Here is a 22969-nt window from a genome sequence, read left to right on the forward strand (position 1 = left end):
AGGGAGGGGCTTTTTCTTGACATCTCCCGGCTGCGGACGGTATAATAAACCTGAAACATGTGACTGACGGAAGTGGAGTTACCACGGGGAGCATGATTCATACGAGCCGACCGTCTGGGCGAAACGTTCCAGAAGTGTCGGTATTTTTTTATTTTTGCTTAACTATTCAGGAGGAATCACCATGAAAGAACTGCAATTAAAATACGGCTGCAATCCCAACCAGTCGTCGGCCCGGGTTTATATGAAAGATGGCAGCGACCTGCCCTTTACGGTCCTCAACGGCCGCCCCGGTTATATTAATTTGCTCGACGCCTTCAACAGCTATCAGCTGGTCAAAGAATTGAAAGAAGCAACGGGCCTTCCGGCTGCGGCTTCCTTCAAGCACGTCAGCCCGGCTGGGGCCGCCGTCGCCACGGAAATGAGTGATACCCTGAAAAAAATATACTGGGTCGACGATCTGAAATTGTCTCCCCTGGCTTCGGCTTATGCCTGTGCCCGCGGTGCTGACCGCATGAGCTCTTATGGTGATTTCGTCGCCTTGTCCGACGTCTGCGACGTTGAAACGGCAACGCTCCTCAAACGGGAAGTTTCGGACGGTGTCATCGCTCCGGGCTACAGCGACGAAGCCCTGGCCATTTTGAAGACCAAGAAGAAGGGGAACTACTGCGTCCTCCAGATTAACCCGGACTACAAGCCGCGCTTAATCGAATCGAAGGAAGTCTACGGCGTCACTTTTGAACAGGAACGCAACGAAGCTAAGATTACGACGGACCTCTTTAAGAATATCCCGACGAAAAACAAGGATATCCCCACCGATGCCCAGCGCGATTTGATGATCGCCCTCATCACCCTGAAATACACTCAGTCCAACTCGGTCTGCTACGTCAAAGACGGCATGACCATCGGCGTCGGCGCCGGTCAGCAGTCCCGCGTCCACTGCACGCGCCTGGCTGGTAACAAAGCCGATATCTGGTGGCTCCGCCAGAATCCGAAAGTCCTGAATCTGCCTTTCCGCGACGATGTCCGCCGCCCGAACCGTGACAACGCTATCGACGTCTACATCTCTGATGATTACGAAGACGTCCTGGCCGACGGCATCTGGCAGGATCTGTTCACGGAAAAACCGGAACCGCTCACACGGGAAGAAAAGAAAGCCTGGATTGCCCAGCTCCACGGCGTCGCCTTGGGCAGCGATGCTTTCTTCCCCTTCGGTGACAACATCGAACGGGCTCATCGCAGCGGTGTCGACTACATCGCCCAGGCCGGCGGCTCCATCCGCGATGACAATGTCATCGAAACGTGCGATAAATACAACATCGCCATGGCCATGACCGGCCTGCGCCTGTTCCATCATTAAGCATATCCCCCTTTCTGTCGGGAAAGGTCGTTTTCTTTTATATTCAATGTTTGGGGTTTGATGTTTGAAGTTTGATGTAATGGCTTTTAAATTTAAAATCATTTGCTAACTGCTAACCCCTAACTGCTAACTGCTTAAAAGGAGCTGTCGCGATGCGACGGCTCCTTTTTTCACCAATTCCAGGCGGGCCGCCCTTTGGGACGGCCCCTACGAACCACGAGTCACGAACTACGAACCACGAGTCACGAGCCACGAACCACGAAACAAGAGGTGATATCATGAAAACCTATACATCTGTCTGCCCTTATGACTGCCCCGATGCCTGCGGGCTTGTCGTTTCTGTCGACGACGGCCGCGTCGTGTCCGTCGCCGGCGATGGGGCCCATCCTTTTACGCGCGGGACGTTGTGCCCGAAGATGGCCCATTATGAACGGACCGTTCATTCGCCGCGCCGCCTGACGACGCCGTTGAAGCGGACCGGGCCCAAGGGAAGCGGCCAGTTTGCACCCATTTCCTGGGACCAGGCCCTGGCGGAGATTGCTGAAAGGTGGAAGGCGATTATTGCCGATTGTGGTGCCGAAGCCATCCTGCCTTATTCCTATGCCGGCACCATGGGCATTGTCCAGCATGATGCCCTGCACGGACTGTTTTACCGTCTGGGCGCTTCGGAACTGGATCGGACCATCTGCGCTCCGGCCAAAGGGCAGGGATTCAAGGATGTCATGGGCAGCACCATGCCGACGGCACCGCAGGAAGCTCAGGACAGCGACTGCATCTTCCTCTGGAGTCTCCACATGGTGGCGACGAATATCCATTTCCGCCACGATGTCGAAGCGGCCCGGCGCAAAGGGGCCGTCGTCTGGTGTATTGATACGTACCGCCATAAGACGGCTGATTTAGCCGACCATTTCGTCGCCGTCCGCCCGGGGACCGATGGAGCCCTGGTCCTGGGCATGATGTATGTCCTCGACCGCGATGGACTGGCCGATGAAGCCTTTCTGGCGGCAAACGTCCTCGGCTGGGACGAACTGAAAGTGCAGGTCCTCCCCAAGTATACGCCGGAAGCCGTGCAGGCTATCACCGGCGTACCGGCTGCGACTGTCGTCGCCTTGGCCCAGGCCTACGGACAGGCCCGGGCGCCTTTCATCCGCCTCGGCAGCGGCCAGTCGCGCTATCGCAACGGCGCCATGACGACACGCCTCATCACCTGTCTGCCTGCCGTCGTCGGCGCCTGGGGCAAGAAAGGGGCCGGCCTGTTGACGTCGGCATCGGCGTCGAAAGCCTATAATAAAGAAATCGTCACCCATTCCGATTGGAAACAGCCAGGCAAGCGCATCGTCAACATGTGCTGTCTCGGCCAGGCCTTGACGGAAGATGATAGCATCCGCAGTCTCTTCGTCTATTCGTCGAACCCGGCCTGCACGGCGCCGGACCAGAACCAGGTCCTGAAAGGCCTTTGCCGGGACGATTTATTCACCGTCGTCCATGAACGCTTCATGACCGATACGGCCCGCTATGCCGACATCGTCCTGCCGGCGACGACGTCCCTGGAGCACGACGATGCTTATTATTCTTATGGTAACTATACGATTCAGTGCGGCTATGCGGCCATTCCACCAGTCGGCCAGAGCCGCTCCAACTGGCGCATCGCCTGTGACCTGGCCCATGCCCTGGGAATCGACGATGAGTTCTATAATCGCTCGGAAAGGGACCTCGTCGAAGCCCTGGCTGCATCGACGACGAAATGGCCCCTTCCGGTAGACCGGCAGCGGCTGCTCCAGGGATTGCCGACGCCGCTGCCCCTGCCGGACGATTATCAGACCCGCTTTGGAACGCCATCAGGGAAAATCGAAATCCGCAACGAAGCCCTGGCCCAGCCTTTGCCCGACTATATGCCTTTGGCTGAAGATGACGGCACCCTGGCTTTCGTCAACGGCCCGGATATGCGCATCCTCGATTCGTCCTTCAATGAACGGGACGAGCTGACGGCCGGCCACATCATGGACCTCTTCGTCCATCCCGATGATGCAGCCCGCTATGGACTGACAGAAGGGCAGACCGTGACCTTGGCCAATGAACGGGGCCAGGCCGATTTCACCGTCGTCATTTCCGACCGGACCGTACCAGGCCAGGTCGTCAGCGAAGGCGTCTGGTGGCGCGAACGGGTCAAAGGGCAGGGGGCTTCGGTCAACGTCCTCACGTCCCAGCGTCTGACCGATGAAGGTGCCGGCAGCACCTTCTATGACGTCCGCGTTCATCTGACAAGTAAAAATACTTGACAGATGGGGCGCTTTCCGTTATAATACCAAAGTACGCTGTTTGAAAGGCGGTGAAGCCATGCTTGAAGATGTAGTCCGCAAGGGACGGCTCCTCGATTTGTACGGGCCTTTGCTTACGGAAAAACAACGGCGCTGCATGGAAATGTATTTCGATATGGACTTGTCCCTTAGCGAAATCGGTGAAGAACTGCACATTTCCCGTCAAGGTGCCTATGACATGCTCAAGCGTGCGTCCCACTCGCTGGAAAATTACGAACAGCGCCTTCATCTGCTGGCCCGCTACGATGCGGTCCGGGATAAAATCGATGAAGTAGAGCGGCTTCTCGACCGGGAAGAACCGCAGACCCTTGAAAGAGCGAAACAGCTTTTGCATGAAATAGAGTTATAGAAGGAGGCCCCTTATGCCATTTGAAAGTCTGTCCGAACGATTCCAGGCGGCATTTAAAAAACTCCGCGGCAAAGGGAAGCTTTCTGAAGAGGATGTCAGCGAAGCGCTGAAAGAGATGCGCCGCGCCCTTCTGGAAGCGGACGTCAACTTTGCCGTCACCAAAGATTTCATCAAGAAAGTAAAAGAAAAGGCCGTCGGCGAAGAAGTCTTCGGCAGCCTCAACGCGTCGCAGACGGTCATCAAGATTGTCCGCGATGAACTGACGGAACTCCTCGGCGGGACACAGAGCCGGATCACCATCGCCCCCAAGCCACCGACCATCATCATGCTCGTCGGCCTCCAGGGCGCCGGCAAGACGACGACAGCTGCCAAACTGGCTAAGAAGCTGAAATCCCAGGGAAAGAGCCCGCTCATGGTTGCAGCCGACGTCTACCGTCCGGCCGCTATCACGCAGCTGCAGGTCCTCGGCCAGGAACTGGACATGCCCGTCTACACTGAAGAGGGCAGCAAGGACCCTGTAGCCATCGCCCAACATGCGATACCCTATGCGACCAGCCATTTACGCGATGTCGTCATCATCGATACGGCCGGCCGTTTACATATCAATGAAACACTCATGGATGAACTCATCAATATCAAGAATGAAGTCCATCCCCATGAAATCCTGCTCGTCGTCGACGCCATGACCGGTCAGGATGCCGTTACGGCTGCATCGGCCTTCGATAAAGCTCTCGGCATCGACGGTATCATCATGACCAAGCTCGATGGCGATGCCCGCGGCGGTGCTGCCTTGTCCATCAAGGCCGTTACGGGCAAACCGATCAAGTTCATCGGCGTCAGCGAAAAGCTCGACGGTCTGGAAGAATTTCATCCGAACCGCTACGCGTCGCGTATCCTCGATTTAGGCGACGTCGAAACAATCATCGAAAAGGCCCAGGCAGCCTTCGATGAAGAGTCGATGGAAAACATGAAGAAGACCATGAAAAGTGGTACCTTCACCTTCGATGACTTCCTGTCCCAGCTCCATATGATCAAGAAGATGGGCAATATGGGCAGTCTCCTGAGCCTCATTCCGGGCATTGGGAAATACAAGAAAGAACTCGACAAAGTCGACATGGACGGCAAAGAATTTAAACGGATCGAAGCCATCATCACATCCATGACGGCCCAGGAACGGTCGAGTGCCAATCCGAAGATGCTCATCAAGGACAGCCGCAAGCGCCGCATCGCCAAAGGCAGCGGCACCCGCGTACAGGATGTCAACCGCCTCATCAAGCAGTTCGCAGAAATGCAGAAGATGATGAAGCAGGCCAAGAAAGCACAGAAGAATAAACGACGGGGTTTCATGCCGCGTCTGCCTTTTTAAATGGATTTCCCTTTTTTGTGGAAATAAGATACTATATCAAGGAGGTGATTTTCAATGATTAAAATTCGTTTGGCTCGTTTAGGTGCTAAAAAGAAACCGATCTACCGTGTCGTCGTCGCTGATTCCCGCGATGCTCGTAACAACGGTCGTCCGGTCGCTACGTTGGGCATGTACGATCCGTCCAAAGACATGGACTCTCGTCTGACTGTCGATGCTGAAGCAGCTGTAGCATGGCTCGGCAAAGGCGCACAGCCTACAGATACGATCCGTTCTATCTTCAAAAAAGCTGGCATCATGGCTCAGTTTGAAGCATCCAAAAAGTAAGTGAGGCTGGATACTATGGAAGAATTGATTGCATGTATCGCCCGGTCCCTCGTCAAGAACCCGGATGCGGTTACAGTTACCAAGATTCAAAAAAAAGGCCTCGAAGTCTATCAGCTTCATGTCGCACCCGAAGATATGGGTAAAGTCATTGGCAAACAGGGTAAAATTGCGAAAGCATTGCGCCTTGTTGTCAAGGCTGCGGCAGTGAAGGCTAACAAGAAAGTATCAGTGGATATCGTATAGGAGGAACCATGGATCAGATTACATTGCGCGTTCCTGTCGCTGTCAAAGCAAAGGTGACGCAGGCCCTCAAGGATCGTATCCTCAAAGGTGCTGACCAGGCCCTGAGTGACATCGATCGGGAAATGCAGAACCTGGAATTCCAGGCTAAACGCATGATGACCGAACAGGCTAAAATCGATGCCCAGGGGTTGATTTCCTTGCGTGCTAAAGTAGAAGAACAGAAACAGCGTCTCGCTGCAGCAAAAGCAAAGGCACAGCACGACAGAGAAGAAGCTGAACAGTTGACAATCGGTTCCGAAATCAGACAAGGCACGCTCGAACAGACTGTCGTTGTCAAGGTCGGCGATGATTTAGAAAAATTGATGGGAACAGAAATCTTGCTTGAAGACGGCAAGATTGTTTCTATCCGCCAATAGAATACGATGGCTGAATTAGATCTTTTCACAATCGGTCAAATCGTTGCCCCGCACGGCGTGCGGGGTGATGTTCGTATTTATCCCGATACGGATTTTCCGAAACGATTCCTGAAAATGAAATACGGCTACATCAACGGCAAAAAATATGAAGTAGAATCTGCACGTCTTCATAAGCGGGTCGTCCTCATGAAATTTGTCGGCGTCGATGATCGCAACGCAGCGGAACTCTTGGTCAAGAAAGACCTGCAGGTCCCGCGCGAAGATTTAGTACCCCTGAAAAAAGGCCAGCACTATATTTACGACATCCTCGGCTCGGCCGTATATGACCTTCAGGGCCATGAACTGGGAAAACTTACAGACGTACTGCGCACGGGCAGCAACGACGTCTACGTCGTCACTGCCGATGACGGCAAGGAAACACTCCTGGCCGCCATTCCCGATGTCATCAAGTCCATTGATGAAGGCGAAAAGAAAATCGTCGTCGATCCGCCGGAGTGGGTGGACGAATGAGAATCGACATTATCTCACTCTTTCCGGAGTTCATCGAAGCTTTTTTTCAGCACAGCATCATCGGGCGGGCCCGGGCAGCCGGTCTGTTGGATCTGGATGTGACCAATCCACGTAATTTCACGTATGACCGCCATCACATGGTCGATGATACCATCTATGGCGGCGGCTGTGGGATGCTCATGAAAACAGCGCCCCTCTATGCCGCTGTCGAAGCTGTGCGGCGCCAGGTGCCGCGGCGGCGCATCATCTTCATGGGGCCCGCAGGGCAGACCTTTGACCAGGCCAAAGCACGCGAGCTGGCGACATACGACCAGCTTATTTTATTATGCGGCCATTATGAAGGCGTCGATTACCGCGTCGAACAGGATCTGGCCGACGAAACCATTTCCGTCGGCGATTACGTCCTTACTGGCGGTGAACTGCCGGCTATGACCGTTACCGATGCCGTGGCCCGCATGATTCCCGGAGTCCTCGGCGCAGCTGCCGGGGCCGCTGACGATTCTTTCTATTCGTCGCTCCTGGAATATCCGCAGTACACTAAGCCTGCCGTCTTTCGCGGCATGGCCGTACCGGAAGTCCTGCGAAACGGCGATCACGCCAAAATCGATGCCTGGCGCCGGGAGGCGTCGCTAGCGCGGACCTTGGAATTACGGCCAGATCTTTTGCAGCACTGCGATTTATCGCCAGCTGACCAAAAGATACTGGCAAAACTGAAAGGGGCGAAAAAAGGATGACTTCCCCTTTGTATGTAGGATTGGTTCATTATCCCATATATGATAAGAACTTTAACGTCATTGCCACGGCTATTACGAACTACGATTTGCACGACATTTCGCGGTCAGCCAAGACGTATGGCGTCAAGAAATATTTCATCATCCACCATATTCCGGGGCAGCTCGATATGGTGCATAAAATCATGGATTTTTGGGAAAGCCCGGTTGGTCGTAATTATAACGGCTACCGCACACAGGCTTTCGATATCGTAGACATCCGCCCGTCCATCGAAGCGGCTGTCGAAGCAGTTACCACCGCAGAAGGGAAGAAACCTTACGTCGTCACGACGGATGCGCGGACCTATGCCAATACCATTTCCTACAAGGATTTGCGGCACAAGCGGGAAGAAGACGATACGCCGATCCTCCTGCTCTTTGGCACGGGCTATGGCATGACCAAAGAAACGATGGAAAAATTTGATTTCATCCTGGAACCGATTTACGGCGCCGGGGAATATAATCACTTATCTGTCCGTTCGGCAGCAGCTATCATCTTAGATCGCCTGGCCGGCGAAGATTGGTGGAAATAAAGGGAGGCATTTGAATGTCTGGACATTCTAAATGGGCGAATATTAAACGTAAAAAAGGGAAAAACGACGCAATCCGCGGCAAAATCACGACCAAGATCGGCCGTGAAATCACGATTGCTGTCCGCATGGGCGGCCCGGACCCGGTCGGCAACATGCGTCTGAAACTGGCCCTTCAGAAAGCTAAGGAAAACAATATCCCGAAAGATAACATCAAACGGGCTATCCAGAAAGGTGCTGGCGCTACGGAAGGACAGAACTATGAAGAAATCGTATACGAAGGCTATGGCCCGGCAGGCGTTGCCGTTACGGTCAACGTCCTCACGGATAACCGCAACCGCGCAGCCGCTGCTGTCCGTCACGAATTTTCCAAATCCGGCGGCAACCTCGGTGCTACGGGCTGTGTCAGCTGGATGTTCCACAACACGGGCATCTTCGTCGTCAACCGCGACCAGGCTGATGAAGACCAAATCATGGAAGTCGCTCTCGACGCCGGTGCCGATGACGTAAAAGTCTCCGATGAAGACTACGAAATCATCACGACGCCGGAAGCTTTCGATGCTGTCGAAAAAGCTTTGGCTGACAACAACATCGAAACGGAACACGCATCGATCACCATGGTTCCGGAAAACACGATTAAACTCACCGGTGAAGACGCTGAAAAAATGGAACGCTTCGTAGACGCTCTCGACGAACTCGACGACGTCCAGGACGTATACCACAACGCAGAACTTCCGGAAGAGGAAGAATAAGAGTGGTTAGTGGCTAGTTGTTAGTGGTTAGTCGATGGCTTTAAATTTAAAAACCTTCACTAAAAACTACAAACTGCAAACTTAATACTCAAAAAGAGGCTGTCTTAATGCGACAGCCTCTTTTTTACTAGCCCCTAGCTCCTAGCCACGAACCACGAGCCACTAATTCCCAAACCGTTGTAATAACAACAGATTCCCTCCACTATCCATGGTATACTACGTTCAGAAGTTGAGAGAAAGCTCACTCAGAGATAAGATAAAAGTTGTCCACATACTTTAGGAGGTAGTTACTATGTTGAAATCCGTTCTGAATAAATTTGCTGCTAATGAAAAAGTTACGTCTGACATGATCATGGGCGATATCCTGCGTATGCATCCAGAAGTCGTCGATACCCTCATCGGTCAGGGCATGCACTGCCTGGGCTGCCCGTCTTCCCAGCAGGAAAGCCTGGCAAACGCCTGCTTCGTACATGGCCTCGACCCGGAAATTGTTACCAAAGCCGTCAACGTTGCCATTGAAGCAAACAAACAGTAAGAGACGATAAGAGGAGGAAACGACAATGAGCGCATTTTTAGGACCTATCCATTTTTGGTTATACAATAAAATCCAGTTCCAGGAAAGCTTGATCGACGAACTCGTCCGCGTTGCTACAGCGCAGGGCTGGTCCGATGAAGACCTGGCTGATAAATACTGCAGCAAAGACCGCCGCAAACTCGATGAAGTCATCGACGAAGCGAACATCCACGGCTGGCTCCAGTCGCGCATCCACGACGCCGAAGGCCGCTATGCCGCTTTCGTCCTCGCCGTTGCCGGCAATGATGATGCCCGCCTGGAAGCACTGAAAAAAGCCGCTTACGACTTCGGTGCCAGCCAGCACCTGAGCGCCGCTACGGCACCGGAAGCCTTCCACCGCCTGGACGACCTGCTCCTGGACGGCATGCCCTGTGACCAGGTCAACCGCGTCCGCGAAAGCGATGACAACCGTATCGCCTGGGACCGCACCATGGACCTGCACAGCGAATTCTGGCAGGGCCGCGGCGACCTCTACTATGCCCTGCGCCAGTCCTTAGTCGAAGGCATTCTCGCCGGCACGGACTACACTATGGTCAGCCCGGCTGACGGCCAGTACGAAATCGTCAAAAAAGCTGCGTAAATACGAAAGGGGAGAGAACATCATGTACTGTACAGAAGTTATGGTCAAACAGCATGCCAATATTTCCCGCATGCTGAAAGTCATCAAAGAAATTTGCTGCGGCATCCTCGAAGGAGCTGAAATCGATCAGAAAGAATTCGCGGAAATCCTCGATTTCATCCGTCGTTATGCCGATGGCCATCATCATCGCCGGGAAGAACTCGTTCTCTTCCCGGAAATGGTTGACCACCTGGAAGAAGTCGCATCGATCATCATCAAGCACGGCATGCTCGTCGAACACGACCTCATCCGTGCCCACGTCCGGGCCCTCGACGAAGCATTGAAACTCTACGCCCAGGAACCGAAGACCGAATATAAACTCCAAATCCTGACGGAAGCCATGGCCTATGCCAACCGCCTGCAGCAGCACGTAGAAAAAGAAAATAACGTCGTCTACCCCTTAGCCGACCGCGGCCTCTCGGGCGACATTAAAGCCAAGATCGACCAGACCGTCAAAGACATGGAAGCGGAAGAAGGACCGGACTTCGCCAAAGGCTACATGGACCTCCTGGACCGCCTGGAAAAGAAATACAAAATCGCGTAGGGCGTCCTGTGGGGCGCCCGCCGGTCGCAGTTTGCAGGTCGCCGGCCGCTTCGGACGCAGAGGCGGCTTCGCCGCGACAGACTCATGATTGTATTACGATCGTGTACCACTGGTCATAAATTTCGGCTGTATCCAGGATTCACAGCGGGACGCCTTAACAGGACGTCCCCTACGAAATCGCATACAGGCGATGAAAATGAATGCCGGCGCAGTCCGCAGGCGGCAGGTCGCCGCGGTCCATGGGACCGCATCGTAGGGGCCGTCCCGAAGGGCGGCCCGGCTCTCCTTATAGGAGAGCTGTCAGCGAAGCTGACTGAGAGGTTGCTTTTAAATTTAAAACCATCCGCTAGCCAACTAACAACTTAAAAGGGCTTGTCGTCGTGCGACAAGCCCTTTTTGCCTCACCATGACAAAACCTGTCCTCCTCAGATGCTATAGTGAAGATAGAACTTGTATTTCACAGGAGGGATAGTCATGGACAGAAGCGAACAGACCAAGAAAAATCAGGCCATCAATTTGTATACGTGGGGCTTAGAACTCCTCTCTGACGGCGGCCACGTCCGAGATGCCGATAAAGTGGGCTGGATGCTGATAGAAAATGCAGCCACCCAGGGCGACCGAGACGCTCAGAACTATTTAGGCGATGCCTATTTTTACAGTTACAAAAAAGATGAAAAAGCCGCCTTTTGGTACACCAAAGCCGCCGAACAAGGCCTGCCGGAAGCCCTGGCTATGCTGGGGATGTTGTATCTCCTCGGCCGTGGCGTAACACGGGACTATATCAAAGCACGCCAATACTTTGAACAAGCCTTACAAGACAACGAAGTAAATGTCGAAGCCGCTGTGGCCCAATACTGGCTGGGCCAGATGTATAAAGAAGGCATCGGTGTTCCGAAAGACAGCGAAAAAGGCGAAAAACTGATATACCTGGCCGCCATAAACGGTTATGCACCCCGTGGAAAATAAGTGAGCGCAGGTCGCCGGTCGCCTCGGAATCAGATGCGGCTTTGCCGCAACAAACTCAAACTGACAACGGCGCTTCGGGAAACCCTCAGTGCGTAGCGGGCCGCCCGTCGTTGCCATTCGTCCAGGTAACCGTTCTGTACTTGACGTGTTAGGATATTTGGGCGGCCCCTCGTATCATGATATATGGTATTTACAATGCAGGTAAAAGCAGTATCATCAATGAACTTATTCGTGAAGATAAAGCGAAAGTACAGGATATACCGACGACTGATAGCGTGGATTCTTATGAATGGAATGGATACACCATTGATGACACACCGGGAGTTGGTGCTCCGATGAAACATGAAGAAGTAACTCAGGCACATTTAAAGCGAGCTGATATCGTGCTTTTTGTGATGAGTACGACTGGAGCTAATGAATTAAAACAAAATTATGAGCGAATGAAAGATATTGTAGATGCTGGTAAAAAACTAATTATTGTTTTAAATGATAAAAATAGTGATTTAGAAACTAATGACAATGCGATTCAACTGATTAAGATGAAAGTTATCGAACACATGGAACAAGTCGGGATAGGGCAAGCTAACGCTAACTATCATTTTGTTGTTGTCAATGCTCGCAGAGCTCATAAGGGAAGAATTGAGGATAAAATTCGCTTGTGGCAAAAGTCCCACATGGAAGAGTTAGAGCAGGTAATGCTTACAGAATTAAAACGGGCGGGTGGCTTTGAAGTTCTACAAAGAGCTATTCGGGATGTGGAACATTATATGGAACAAGCCATTGGCATGCTGAGTAAAGTAGAAGGAGATAAACAGATAGAAGTACTTCATGAGGTTCTGGTCAATCTTCAAGAAAAAGGGAAACAAATGAAAGAAAACTTGAACCGAACAATCACTCTTGGCACTCAGCATTTAGGGACTACCTTACCGCAATTGATTTGGAATGAAAGTCAGCAAGGAGAAAAGAATGTCGAAGAGGACGTTGTAAATCAATTAATTAAAAAACATGAATCGCAGCTCATTGAAAAGATAGACAAAGAGCTATCTTTTCAATTTGAAAATATATGCCACGATGTGTCTGACTTATTACAAGAACAATTAGAAGCTAATGTTTTGAAGGATTCACAAAATTTGCATTGTGTAGAAGTAGAAAAGGGAGGCGTGCAAGAATCTTCTTTGCAGGAAGTATTAAATAAAGTACAGGAAATTTGCAATGCTGAAAATGCCATTACTGCCGGGAATTTTGATTCCTCTGAAGTAGATACCAACATTGGAGAAGATGTACTAAAGGCAGTTGCTAAAGGGAAGGCATTGGGCGAAATCGGTAATAGTGTAGGAAAAGCTTTGTTAGGTACGCAGCTGGGATCTATTTTGGGTAAATCAACGTTAGGGAAATTGATTCTTCCTTGGTTTCCGCCGGCTGAGGTTATCATGACTATTGTAGGTATTGCTCAACTCTTATTTGGTGATCATGGCGAAGCTAAACGAAAGCAGCAAGAAGCTGAAATGCAAAATGAAAGAATGCGACAAATCGCAGTAGCCAAACAACAAGCCAGAGAACAGTTACAGCAAAATTTTCAATATTATGCGGATGACATGAGAAATAAATTATTAGCAGCTGTATTTTCTAATATTGAATTACGTATGAAAATTTTGAGAGAACCAGTTGTAACAGAGATTCAGCAATTAAAATCAGATACAAAATCTCTAATGACAGATATTGATCAAATGCACCACTTATTAAATGGTTGTGAAGAATTACGTTGTCAAATAACAGATAATAAGCAGATTTGCTAAATTATTATGTCATCCTTTAGAATACGAGAAAAGTAAATGAATATGTTTTTTGTCTTATAGTATTCTCCCTCCCTGGAAGATAAAATGTCTTGTGGGGGGGATTTTTATGCTATAATTGGTGCAAATAGAAAACGTGGAAGAAGGTAATCTAAATGCCATTTTATAGTAATGCTGAATTTGCGGAAAAATTTGTTGAAGAAGTCATGCATTGGTATTGTAGTGATGATCACAGCAATACACAAGAAGAAGTTGCGAGACGTATGACTGATAAATATCATGTTGAATTTACAGTTAATGATATTAGAGAAATTACACAGTCTACTGGATTTTCTCATCGTATAAAACCGGAAAATTCTAGTAAACAGATAGTCCTACGATTGAGTAAAAATTTGCGTGATAAAATTGATAAGGCTAATCCACAAAAAAGCTAATCTACCAAGTTGTTAAATGTTTACATGGAGGAAGTTTGATGGGAATTAGCATAAGGTTGAACCAAGATATTTTTTATCGTAAATATGATAACAGTTATTATGTTTGGTCAACTTATAATCAAAGCGTTCAAACAGTCAATGAAATGGCGTTTGACATTATTTCTAATTTGACTAAATCTTATATGCAAGACGATGAATTAATTGATAAATTAGCTTCGATTTATGATTTAACAACTGAAGACATTCAATGTATACTTGATTTTTTATATGAATTAGAACGCATGAATATTGTTACAATAAAGGAAGACAATATCAGGCAGGGGTCTCCCGGAGATTTGAGTAACGAAATTGTTCGTTTAACGGCAGAAAATCATCTTCTATATCAGGTCATGATTGAACTGACTTATGATTGTAATGAACGGTGTAAACACTGCTATGTAGAAACTTTTGATAAAAAACAAAAACTTACTACATCAGAAATTTTTAATATTATTGATCAACTCAATGAAATGAATGTAGCTGATGTGGCTTTTAGTGGTGGTGATGTTTTTACTCGTCCTGATACCTTGGATATCCTTCAGTATGCTGTTGATAGTAATTTAATGGTAACAGTATTTACTAATGGCATAGCGTTGACAGATGATATGATAGAACGTATGTCGAAAATGGGATTAAAATGCGTCCACTTTAGTATATATGGAAGTAACGCTGAAACTCATGACGGTATTACAGGCGTACATGGATCATTTCAAAAGACAATGCATTCCTTAAAAAATTTTAAAGCATTAGGCACTCCTGTCAATATGAAAGTTGTTTTAATAAAAGACAATATTCAAGAATATGATAATATTATGAACATGGCTCAAGCCTTGGGAATCACGACACAGGTATCGACCAGTATCAGGCCAACTATGATAGGTGATAAAAGGCCAACTTTTCTTAGGGCTGATTTAGAAGATATTAAATATGTTATGCAACAAGAAGAAATTAAGCATCCTGAAGATAAAAATGTTTCTATTAATTTGAAACCTCAGACGATTTGCAATGCAGGTTTTAATTCCTTGACGATTAACCCTTACGGAGAAGTTTTTTTATGTATTTCTTTTGGGAAAAGCCTCGGCGATTTGAGAACAGAAAAGTTAGAAAATATATGGCATCATTCTCCGATATTAAAAAAATGGAGACAATATAGATTTAAGGATATAGAGAAATGTTCTACTTGCGATTTATTGCAATATTGTAATTTCTGTCCTTCACAAGCTTACTTAGAAAATGGTGGGAATTGGCATAAGGCTTATGATGAGGCTTGCAAACTTGCAGCTCTTCAAAAGACAATTCTTAATCATTAAAGAATAATCGAAAGGAGGGAGCGTCAATGAAAGATAAAAAGAAATTTGTAAATCCTAAGATTATGAGTAAAACTAAATATCGTACTGCACAAAGCAGACCTTGTGCTCATAATTTCAGCAATTGTACGTATAATCTGTATGTTAATTGATGTAAGGAGAGATTATTATGGAACAGAAGAAACAATTTTGTTTACCCAAAGCTTCTGCAGCGCAAAAATATGATATTGTTGTTGGAGCACGGTGTGCTCATTATATGACACATTGTAGTCACGCTAATACCAACTGATATATGTACTAATCATAGAAATAATGACCATGAGCTTACGATTTTTTGTTATAAGCTCATGGTTTTTTATCATATATTTTTGAAAAAGAGAAGGGAGAATAATATGGATCCGTATATTGTTACTGAGCAAGTAATAGACCTTATTATCGAACAATTGGCCCCAAGTGCCGATGAAATAGACAATATTCGGTTAGATACATGTTTGGTGGGTGATTTAGGCGCCGATTCATTAGATATAGTAGAACTTACGGGAGCATTTATGGAAACTTTTGATATTTTCATTTCAGATGAAGAAGTTCGATCACTTGTATATAAAGATTACATGGGTTCAGATATAGAAATACAGAGTTTTTTAGGTCTTATTATGTATAAAATAGAAGAAAGGGAAAGGCTTGAAAAAGAAGAAAAATAATTAGGGCTGATGAAAAAAATGATATAATATAAATAGATGGCATGGTGAAGGTATTGGATAATATTGAAAAATATTATCCAATACCTATTTGTGATATTCGAATTTAATAGCGGGCCTTTATATTTATGATTTAGGTTTTCGAAGATGCTTTGCATGAGATTCACAATAATTATTGTGAATGACAGAATTTGTCGTCATCATCTGCTATGATATAGGTAAAGGAAGAATTTAGATGTTAGGGTAAGGTGATATTATGGATGTAACGGCTATGGGAAAAGCTTTGTCAATGTCTTATGATAAGGCCCTCAGCGGCATTGCCGGTATGAAGGGCGCCGAGGCGTTGGCGGCGGAATATATGGCGACTGGCGATGATTTGGAGAAACAGGTGGATATGTTGATCCGCAATCAGGTCATCAAGTGCGGTGCATCTGGCTTTTTGACGAGTTTAGGCGGCGCTATTACGCTGCCCGTGGCTTTGCCGGCCAATGTCCTCAGTGTGCTGTATATGCAGCTTCAGATGATTGCGGCCATTGCTCATATGGGCGGCTATGATTTGCAGAGCGACCGCGTGCGGACGCTGGTCATCGCCTGTCTTTGCGGCAACCAGCTCAAGGAAGTCTTGAAACAGGCTGGCATCAAGGTGGGGACGACGTTGACGGCTAAGGCGATTCAACGGTTGTCGGCAGTACTCTTCAACCGCATTAATCGGACGGTTACGATGCGTTTGTTGTCGCGTTTCGGGACGAAGAGCGCCATTAATTTAGGGAAGGCCATTCCCCTCGTTGGCGGTCTGATTGGCGGCGGCTTCGATGCATATTCGACGCAGATCATCGGCGATAAGGCCAAAGAGATGTTCATTCTGGAAGCCCGGCATATGGAAAATGGGGAAGTGGCTGTCGAAGTTATCGATGTATCACATGATGATGCGGATTAAGGAGGTCAGGTACGATGGAACTCATGAATTTGAATCATCCCGCTTCACATAAGTGTGCTTTTTGTAAACACTGGTATGACCCGATGAACCAGGCCATCCGGCCGAAGGCGCCGATTGTCGGTTTTTGGGAGTATGATCCGCTGGCTGAGAATCAGTGCATGGTGCGGAACATGAAGACCCGGGGTGTGCAGTCGTGTAATCAGTTTGTCTGTAAGATTTGAGGAAGGCGTGATGAGTTAAACGATGGGGACGGCTACCGCTCATGGTGTTGCGTCGTTGATTAAAGAAGTTATTCTACGACCTTTATTCTATCTTTTGGGGCAGGCTTTATGGCCGTTTATTTATGGCCTTGGCGTCAATTTTTTGGCTGTCTATGAGACGGGGTGGAACAGCGGCGATTGGCTTACGAGAGGCCTGCTGATTTTTATTACCCTTAGCTTTTTTGGGCTGCTCGTCGGTATTTTTGTCCCCAAGAAGGGGTCCCAGGAAAATCGGCATCGTGTCCGATGTGTGATGGTCAATGTGCTGTTATACGTACTGGTCCTTTATATTATCGCCCGGTGGTATGGATTAGCCCAGCCAATTACGATGACGATTACGATTTAAAGCGGGGTAACCTCTCAGACCGCCGTTGGCGGCCAGCTCCCCTATGATGGGAGCCTTCTTGAAAGGATGTGTTTATTTGAAGGAAGATAAGGTTTCGCGGGTACTGGCGCTGTATTCGCAGCTTTTGGGCGGGCGGACGATTCAGAAGGCGGCGGCAGCCCAGCAGTATGGTGTGAATGAGCGCAGTATTCAGCGGGATATTGAGGATATCCGGGCTTTCTGCCGCAATGGCATGGCCCTTGGCGATGGAACGCCTTGTGATATTGTCTATGATTATGTCGATAAGGGCTACCGCATGGAAGGCGGCCAGGCGCAGAAGTTGTCCAATAGTGAAATCTTGGCGTTGTGCAAGATTTTGCTCGACAGCCGGGCTTTTGTCAAGACCGGGATGGAAGCGATGTTGCACAAGGTGATTGCCTGCTGTGTACCGGCGTCGAATCAGGCCATGGTGACTCAACTGGTCAACAATGAGGCGTTCCATTATGTGGAACCGCGGCACCGGACGAGTTTCCTCGATACTATGTGGCACCTCGGTGAGGCCATTCAGCAGCACCGTTATGTCGATGTGGCTTATGGTCGGCTGAAGGACCGGAAAATCGTTAAGCGGCGGCTGAAGCCCTTGGCCCTGCTCTTTTCGGAATACTATTTTTATCTCATCGCCTTCATCGACGACAAGGATATCGAAAAAATCTATGAAAGCGCCCGGGATATTACGCCGACCATTTACCGCTTGGACCGCATCAAGACCTTGGAAGTGGAACAGGAGACGTTCCATATCCCTTATAACCGGCGTTTCCAGGAAGGCGAGTTCCGCAAGCGCGTCCAGTTCATGTATGGCGGTCGGCTGCAGCGTATCACGTTCACCTATACGGGCTACGACATCGACGCTATCCTGGACCGCCTGCCGACGGCGAAGATACTGAGTGAAGATAACGGGACGTACCAGCTGGAAGCAGAAGTCTACGGGAAGGGCATTGAAATGTGGCTGCGAAGCCAGGGGAAATACGTCAAAGACATTAAGATTGTGGAGTTATGAGCTCAAGGAGTCATGCATGGGGCAGAAACCCTCATGGGATGGCTCCTCTTTTTGTTTCCCGTGATTCTTGTTATAATGAAATAAAAGAAAGCAGGTGAGGCTATGAAGTGGCAGATGCCGATCGGTGTCGATAATTTTTTTGATATACGGAGCAAGCATTATTATTTCGTCGATAAGACGGATTTCATCCGCCAGCTCATCGACGGGCACAGTGCGGTGACGCTGATTACGCGGCCCCGGCGGTTCGGCAAGACCTTGACGCTGAGTATGCTGGAGTATTTCTTTTCTATTGAAAAAGAGGCACAGAGCCGCCATCTCTTCGACGGCCTGGCTATTGACCGGGCCGGGGCGGATTACATGGCCCATCGCGGACAGTATCCGGTATTGTTCTTGTCCTTGAAGGATTTGAAGGACCTCACGTGGCCGCAGATGTTGCAATCCCTGAGTTCCTGGATCAGCTACTGGTTCATTGACCATGATTATTTAGCTGATAGTCCGTCTGTCAATCCGGACTTGCGCAGGCGCTTTCTGGCACTGAAACAGCAGGCTTCTGGGCAGAATGAAATGCAGCTGGCCCTGGCACTGTTGGTCAAGATGATGCATCAGCATTTTGGCAGGCCGGTCATTTTATTGATTGATGAATACGATGCGCCCATTCAGCAGGCTTGGGAACACGGCTTTTATACAGAGTGCATTGCTTTTATGAAACAGTTTTTGGGCAGCGTCCTGAAGGGCAATCGCGACTTAGATTTTGCCGTACTGACAGGGGTCCTGCGGGTCGCCAAAGAAAGTATTTTCAGTGATCTGAATAATCTCGATGTCTGTTCCGTCATGGATGCTGCCTATCGGGAGGTCCTTGGCTTTACGCCGCAGGAAGTGGCACAGATGGCGGAAGACCTGACCATGGCGGAGGCATTGCCCGACTTGAAGAAATGGTATGACGGCTATCTCTTTGGTGGGGCAGAGATTTATAATCCCTGGTCGATTATCAATTTTTTCCGTCACGGTGAGGTTGGTGACTATTGGGTCAATACGTCGGGCAATGGTATCATCCGGGAAATGCTGCGCCACGTGACCGCTGATACAGAAGGCGATTTGCTGGCGTTGTTGCAGGGCCGTCAGGTGACAGCCCTGATTCGGGAAGGCGTCATTTATGAAGACATTGGCCGCGATACGGATGCGTTGTATACGATGCTGCTGACGACAGGCTATTTGACGGCTGTCAGCCGCAGACGAGGCATTGGCGGCATACGCTGTGAATTAGTGATTCCCAATCGGGAAGTTCAGGATATTTACCGCTTTGAAATCTTGGATAAGATGCGAGGCCGTTATTCTGTGTCCCGACTGGAAACCGAACCGGGAAAGCGGGTACGGCCGCTTTGACCTGGCCATTATTCCCAAGGATGTAGAGAAGGCCGGCGTCATCATGGAATTCAAGGTAGCTGCCAGTGAAGCGGACATGGCCGATAAGGCCAAGGAGGCGTTGCAGCAGATTGAAGAGCGGGAATACGTGACGGAATTTCGCCGGCGGGGAATCCAGACGGTATGGAAATACGGAATCGCCTTTTGTGGGAAGAAGGTGGAAGTCGTCCGCGGCCAGTACTGAACGGTATAGGCGCAAGACTATAAAATTTGAATATTCTATGATATAATTAATTGTTATGTGACCTGATGAAATACTTTGATACTGGAGGTATATGAATGGCTACAGTTCAGGAAAAGATTGACCAGCTCCATGAAAAGCTCGCGAAAATCGAGATGGGCGGCGGTCAGAAGCGAATTGATTCGCAACATAAAAAAGGTAAGATGACAGCCCGCGAACGGCTGGCTAAATTATTTGATGAAGGCAGCTTTACGGAAATGGGGCAGTTCATTCATCATCGCTGCATGAATTTCAACATGCAGGAAAAGGAAATCCCCGGCGATGGCGTCGTTACCGGCTACGGTACGGTCCGCGGCCGTCTGGTCTTCGCCTACGCCGAAGATTTTACCGTCGAAGGCGGTTCTCTTGGCGAAATGCATGCCCACAAAATTGCCCAGATGCAGGAAATGGCCCTGAAGATGGGGGCTCCCGTCATCGGCATCAATGATTCCGGCGGTGCCCGCATCCAGGAAGGCGTCGATGCCCTGTCCGGGTTTGGCCGCATCTTCATGAATAATACGGCTGCATCCGGCGTCATCCCGCAGATCGCCGTCATCATGGGGCCTTGTGCCGGCGGTGCTGTATACAGCCCGGCTCTGATGGATTTCGTCTTCATGGTCAAGAATACATCGGACATGTTCCTTACGGGCCCGGCCGTCATCAAGTCGGTCACGGCCGAAGAAGTAACGGCCGAAGAACTGGGCGGTGCCATGACGCACAGCTCCATTTCCGGCGTCGCTCACTTTGCCTGTGAAAATGAAGATGACTGCATCGAAAAAATCAAGGCCCTCCTCGATTTCCTGCCCAGCAACAACATGGAAGAAGCGCCGGTCATCGATTCCGATGATGATCCGAACCGTGAAGATGAAAGCCTCAATTCGGTCATTCCCGATAACAGCAGCATGCCTTACGATATGCTCGACGTCATCAAATCCTGCGTCGACGACGGCAACGTATTCCAGGTATTGGAAAACTATGCCCTGAACATCATCACCTGCTTTGCCCGCTTTGACGGCCAGACTGTCGGCATCATCGCCAACCAACCGAAGTTCCTCGCCGGCTGCCTGGATATCAATGCGTCCGACAAAGCAGCCCGTTTCATCCGCTTCTGCGACAGCTTTAATATCCCTGTCGTCACCTTCGTCGATGTACCGGGCTTCCTGCCTGGGACGACCCAGGAATACGGTGGTATCATCCGCCACGGCGCCAAGATGCTCTATGCCTATTGTGAAGCGACCGTTCCCAAGATTACTGTCGTCACCCGCAAAGCATACGGCGGAGCCTATATCGCCATGTGCTGCCGTCAGCTCGGTGCTGACATGGTCATGGCCTGGCCGTCGGCAGAAATCGCCGTCATGGGTCCCGATGGCGCAGCCAATATCATCTTCAAACACGATCCGGAAAAGGAAAAGAAGAAACAGGAATATATCAATGAATTTTCGACGCCCTATAAAGCAGCCGAACACGGCCAGATCGATTGCGTCATCGAACCGAAGGAAACGCGTCCGCGCATCATCAGCGCCCTGGCTATGCTTTACAGCAAACGGGAAGAACGGCCGTCGAAGAAACACGGCAACATGCCGTTATAAGGAGGCTGCCGTATGATAGAAATTCAATTTGCCGTCATCGTCCTGCTGATTGCTATGACCTTGATTTTGAGCCGGTACTATAATACCCGCTTTCGTGCCTTGGAAGACAAGATGAAGGACGTCGCCGATTTTCAGCAGAGCGTCAAAGACCTGGCAGAAGCCGTCCAGGACTTGAAGGAAGCTGTAAAATCTGAAAAGACGGTCCAGCCGCAACCGACACAACCGGAAAAACAGGAACTGACCCACCCCGTCGTCCCTGTCGGCCAGCGTCAGCCGGCTGTCGTAGCGGCCCGGCCGATGACCGTCGTATCAGACGGGAACCAGGCCGTTCCGGAAGGGGAGCTTTCGGATGAAGTCGTCGCCGTCATCATGGCTGCTGTTGCCGCCTATGGCTATTCACCGGCAGCTATCCGCTCTATCCGTCCGCAGAAGCGCGGTTATAAACGCCATCGGGAAAATTGGGCTATGGCAGCCCGCCTGGGTGGCATGAGTCGTTAACTGAAAACGTATTTAGATCCAGGAGGACAAGATATATGAAAAAATTCAAGATTACTGTCAATGGCAAAGCGTATGAAGTAGAAGTCGAAGAAATGGGCGGCACTCCGGTGGCAGCTCCCGCACCGGCTCCGGCTGCACCGGCACCCGCTCCGGCAGCTCCCGCACCAGCTCCGGCTGCACCGGCATCTACACCGGCTCCCGCTGTAGGCGGCCCGATTCCTGATGGCGCCATTACGGTCAAAGCCCCCATGCCGGGCAAGATTTCGGCTCTTAAAGCCGAAGCTGGCAAAGCCGTCAAACGAGGCGACATCATCCTCGTCTTGGAAGCCATGAAGATGCAGAACGACATCACAGCCACTGCTGACGGCACGCTCCACGAAATCCGCGTCAATCCCGGCGATAACGTAAAGACCGGCGACGTACTGGCCGTCATCGTGAAATAAGATTATATTTTAAACGATAGTGGATAGAAAAGCCCGGTAACTTATGCTGTACGTTACGCATAAGTTACCGGGCTTTTTCTGAACAGGTTATACCTGAATCTCGCAGCGGGACGCCTTATCAGGACGTCCTCTACCACTAAAAACTACAAACTGCAAACTTAAAACTCAAAAGGGCTTGTCGTCGTGCGACAAGCCCTTTTTTGCTATGGTGGACCATCAGGGGATCGAACCCTGGACACCCTGATTAAGAGTCTTCAATTTTGATTGGCAAGAATGGCTTATTTACGCCATTTTCGACCGTGGGGCATA

General features: G+C 49.5%; 28 protein-coding genes and 1 riboswitch. All 28 genes read left to right on the plus strand.

What is annotated here, in order from left to right; genetic code table 11:
• Nucleotides 1-49 precede the first annotated feature (49 nt).
• Nucleotides 50-127: riboswitch (ZMP/ZTP riboswitch) on the plus strand.
• Nucleotides 128-181: 54 nt separating this feature from the next.
• The 28 genes from C6362_RS06855 to C6362_RS06985 all read left to right on the plus strand — a co-directional run bounded on the left by C6362_RS06855 (nucleotide 182) and on the right by C6362_RS06985 (nucleotide 22660).
• A complete protein-coding gene (locus C6362_RS06855; protein ID WP_014015993.1) occupies nucleotides 182-1357 on the plus strand; it encodes a phosphoribosylaminoimidazolecarboxamide formyltransferase in 1176 nt (391 codons plus the stop codon).
• Nucleotides 1358-1635: 278 nt separating this feature from the next.
• Nucleotides 1636-3636: a molybdopterin-containing oxidoreductase family protein gene (locus tag C6362_RS06860; RefSeq protein WP_014015994.1), complete on the plus strand. Its 2001-nt coding sequence runs from the start codon at nucleotides 1636-1638 to the stop codon at nucleotides 3634-3636.
• 58 nt (nucleotides 3637-3694) lie between these two features.
• On the plus strand, nucleotides 3695-4024 hold the full coding sequence (ylxM, locus tag C6362_RS06865) for a YlxM family DNA-binding protein (protein WP_014015995.1): 330 nt from the start codon (nucleotides 3695-3697) through the stop codon (nucleotides 4022-4024).
• 13 nt (nucleotides 4025-4037) lie between these two features.
• Nucleotides 4038-5390 (plus strand): signal recognition particle protein, encoded by a 1353-nt coding sequence (gene ffh / locus C6362_RS06870; protein ID WP_014015996.1) that lies wholly within the window; start codon nucleotides 4038-4040, stop codon nucleotides 5388-5390.
• Between the two features lie 54 nt (nucleotides 5391-5444).
• On the plus strand, nucleotides 5445-5714 hold the full coding sequence (gene rpsP, locus C6362_RS06875; protein WP_014015997.1) for a 30S ribosomal protein S16: 270 nt from the start codon (nucleotides 5445-5447) through the stop codon (nucleotides 5712-5714).
• A 15-nt stretch (nucleotides 5715-5729) separates the two neighbouring features.
• Nucleotides 5730-5957: a KH domain-containing protein gene (locus C6362_RS06880; RefSeq protein ID WP_014015998.1), complete on the plus strand. Its 228-nt coding sequence runs from the start codon at nucleotides 5730-5732 to the stop codon at nucleotides 5955-5957.
• A gap of 8 nt (nucleotides 5958-5965) precedes the next feature.
• Complete coding sequence (locus tag C6362_RS06885; protein WP_014015999.1) at nucleotides 5966-6373, plus strand: YlqD family protein; 408 nt, start codon at nucleotides 5966-5968, stop codon at nucleotides 6371-6373.
• 6 nt (nucleotides 6374-6379) lie between these two features.
• Nucleotides 6380-6883 (plus strand): ribosome maturation factor RimM, encoded by a 504-nt coding sequence (rimM, locus tag C6362_RS06890; protein WP_014016000.1) that lies wholly within the window; start codon nucleotides 6380-6382, stop codon nucleotides 6881-6883.
• On the plus strand, nucleotides 6880-7617 hold the full coding sequence (gene trmD, locus C6362_RS06895; protein ID WP_014016001.1) for a tRNA (guanosine(37)-N1)-methyltransferase TrmD: 738 nt from the start codon (nucleotides 6880-6882) through the stop codon (nucleotides 7615-7617). The genes rimM and trmD overlap by 4 nt, the downstream gene beginning before the upstream one ends.
• Nucleotides 7614-8186 carry an RNA methyltransferase gene (locus tag C6362_RS06900; RefSeq protein ID WP_014016002.1) on the plus strand — a complete coding sequence of 191 codons (573 nt, stop codon included), beginning with the start codon at nucleotides 7614-7616 and terminating at the stop codon, nucleotides 8184-8186. The genes trmD and C6362_RS06900 overlap by 4 nt, the downstream gene beginning before the upstream one ends.
• A 14-nt stretch (nucleotides 8187-8200) precedes the next feature.
• Entirely contained in the window at nucleotides 8201-8935 is a 735-nt protein-coding gene (locus C6362_RS06905; RefSeq protein WP_014016003.1) for a YebC/PmpR family DNA-binding transcriptional regulator, read from the plus strand.
• A 292-nt stretch (nucleotides 8936-9227) separates the two neighbouring features.
• Complete coding sequence (locus C6362_RS06910) at nucleotides 9228-9470, plus strand: DUF1858 domain-containing protein (RefSeq protein ID WP_014016004.1); 243 nt, start codon at nucleotides 9228-9230, stop codon at nucleotides 9468-9470.
• A gap of 25 nt (nucleotides 9471-9495) precedes the next feature.
• Complete coding sequence (locus C6362_RS06915; protein WP_014016005.1) at nucleotides 9496-10089, plus strand: hypothetical protein; 594 nt, start codon at nucleotides 9496-9498, stop codon at nucleotides 10087-10089.
• A gap of 22 nt (nucleotides 10090-10111) precedes the next feature.
• On the plus strand, nucleotides 10112-10672 hold the full coding sequence (locus C6362_RS06920; protein ID WP_014016006.1) for a hemerythrin domain-containing protein: 561 nt from the start codon (nucleotides 10112-10114) through the stop codon (nucleotides 10670-10672).
• Nucleotides 10673-11146: 474 nt separating this feature from the next.
• Nucleotides 11147-11638, plus strand: a complete 492-nt coding sequence (locus C6362_RS06925) for a tetratricopeptide repeat protein (RefSeq protein ID WP_014016007.1) — start codon at nucleotides 11147-11149, stop codon at nucleotides 11636-11638.
• A 176-nt stretch (nucleotides 11639-11814) separates the two neighbouring features.
• Nucleotides 11815-13434 (plus strand): GTPase, encoded by a 1620-nt coding sequence (locus tag C6362_RS06930; RefSeq protein ID WP_014016008.1) that lies wholly within the window; start codon nucleotides 11815-11817, stop codon nucleotides 13432-13434.
• Between the two features lie 152 nt (nucleotides 13435-13586).
• Entirely contained in the window at nucleotides 13587-13865 is a 279-nt protein-coding gene (locus C6362_RS06935; protein ID WP_014016009.1) for a hypothetical protein, read from the plus strand.
• A 38-nt stretch (nucleotides 13866-13903) separates the two neighbouring features.
• Nucleotides 13904-15214, plus strand: coding sequence for a radical SAM/SPASM domain-containing protein (locus C6362_RS06940; RefSeq protein ID WP_014016010.1), 1311 nt, complete (start codon nucleotides 13904-13906; stop codon nucleotides 15212-15214).
• 389 nt (nucleotides 15215-15603) lie between these two features.
• Complete coding sequence (locus C6362_RS12305; RefSeq protein ID WP_014016012.1) at nucleotides 15604-15912, plus strand: phosphopantetheine-binding protein; 309 nt, start codon at nucleotides 15604-15606, stop codon at nucleotides 15910-15912.
• A 268-nt stretch (nucleotides 15913-16180) separates the two neighbouring features.
• Nucleotides 16181-16846 carry an EcsC family protein gene (locus tag C6362_RS06950; protein WP_218925672.1) on the plus strand — a complete coding sequence of 222 codons (666 nt, stop codon included), beginning with the start codon at nucleotides 16181-16183 and terminating at the stop codon, nucleotides 16844-16846.
• A 14-nt stretch (nucleotides 16847-16860) separates the two neighbouring features.
• A complete protein-coding gene (locus C6362_RS06955) occupies nucleotides 16861-17067 on the plus strand; it encodes a hypothetical protein (protein ID WP_014016014.1) in 207 nt (68 codons plus the stop codon).
• 55 nt (nucleotides 17068-17122) lie between these two features.
• On the plus strand, nucleotides 17123-17452 hold the full coding sequence (locus C6362_RS06960) for a hypothetical protein (protein WP_157868798.1): 330 nt from the start codon (nucleotides 17123-17125) through the stop codon (nucleotides 17450-17452).
• Between the two features lie 76 nt (nucleotides 17453-17528).
• Nucleotides 17529-18488, plus strand: a complete 960-nt coding sequence (locus C6362_RS06965) for a helix-turn-helix transcriptional regulator (protein WP_014016016.1) — start codon at nucleotides 17529-17531, stop codon at nucleotides 18486-18488.
• 102 nt (nucleotides 18489-18590) lie between these two features.
• The gene (locus tag C6362_RS06970) at nucleotides 18591-19871 is read left to right on the plus strand and encodes an AAA family ATPase (RefSeq protein ID WP_014016017.1); all 1281 of its coding nucleotides are present in this window, start codon (nucleotides 18591-18593) and stop codon (nucleotides 19869-19871) included.
• Nucleotides 19789-20094: a PD-(D/E)XK nuclease domain-containing protein gene (locus C6362_RS11945; protein ID WP_173364614.1), complete on the plus strand. Its 306-nt coding sequence runs from the start codon at nucleotides 19789-19791 to the stop codon at nucleotides 20092-20094. The genes C6362_RS06970 and C6362_RS11945 overlap by 83 nt, the downstream gene beginning before the upstream one ends.
• Before the next feature lie 95 nt (nucleotides 20095-20189).
• Entirely contained in the window at nucleotides 20190-21719 is a 1530-nt protein-coding gene (gene mmdA, locus C6362_RS06975; RefSeq protein WP_014016019.1) for a methylmalonyl-CoA decarboxylase subunit alpha, read from the plus strand.
• Between the two features lie 12 nt (nucleotides 21720-21731).
• The gene (locus C6362_RS12165; RefSeq protein ID WP_014016020.1) at nucleotides 21732-22217 is read left to right on the plus strand and encodes a hypothetical protein; all 486 of its coding nucleotides are present in this window, start codon (nucleotides 21732-21734) and stop codon (nucleotides 22215-22217) included.
• Nucleotides 22218-22252: 35 nt separating this feature from the next.
• Complete coding sequence (locus C6362_RS06985; protein WP_014016021.1) at nucleotides 22253-22660, plus strand: biotin/lipoyl-containing protein; 408 nt, start codon at nucleotides 22253-22255, stop codon at nucleotides 22658-22660.
• Nucleotides 22661-22969: the final 309 nt, after the last annotated feature.

Origin of the sequence: Megasphaera elsdenii DSM 20460 (genome assembly GCF_003010495.1) — a bacterium.
In the GTDB taxonomy this organism is placed as follows: Bacteria; Bacillota; Negativicutes; order Veillonellales; family Megasphaeraceae; genus Megasphaera; species Megasphaera elsdenii.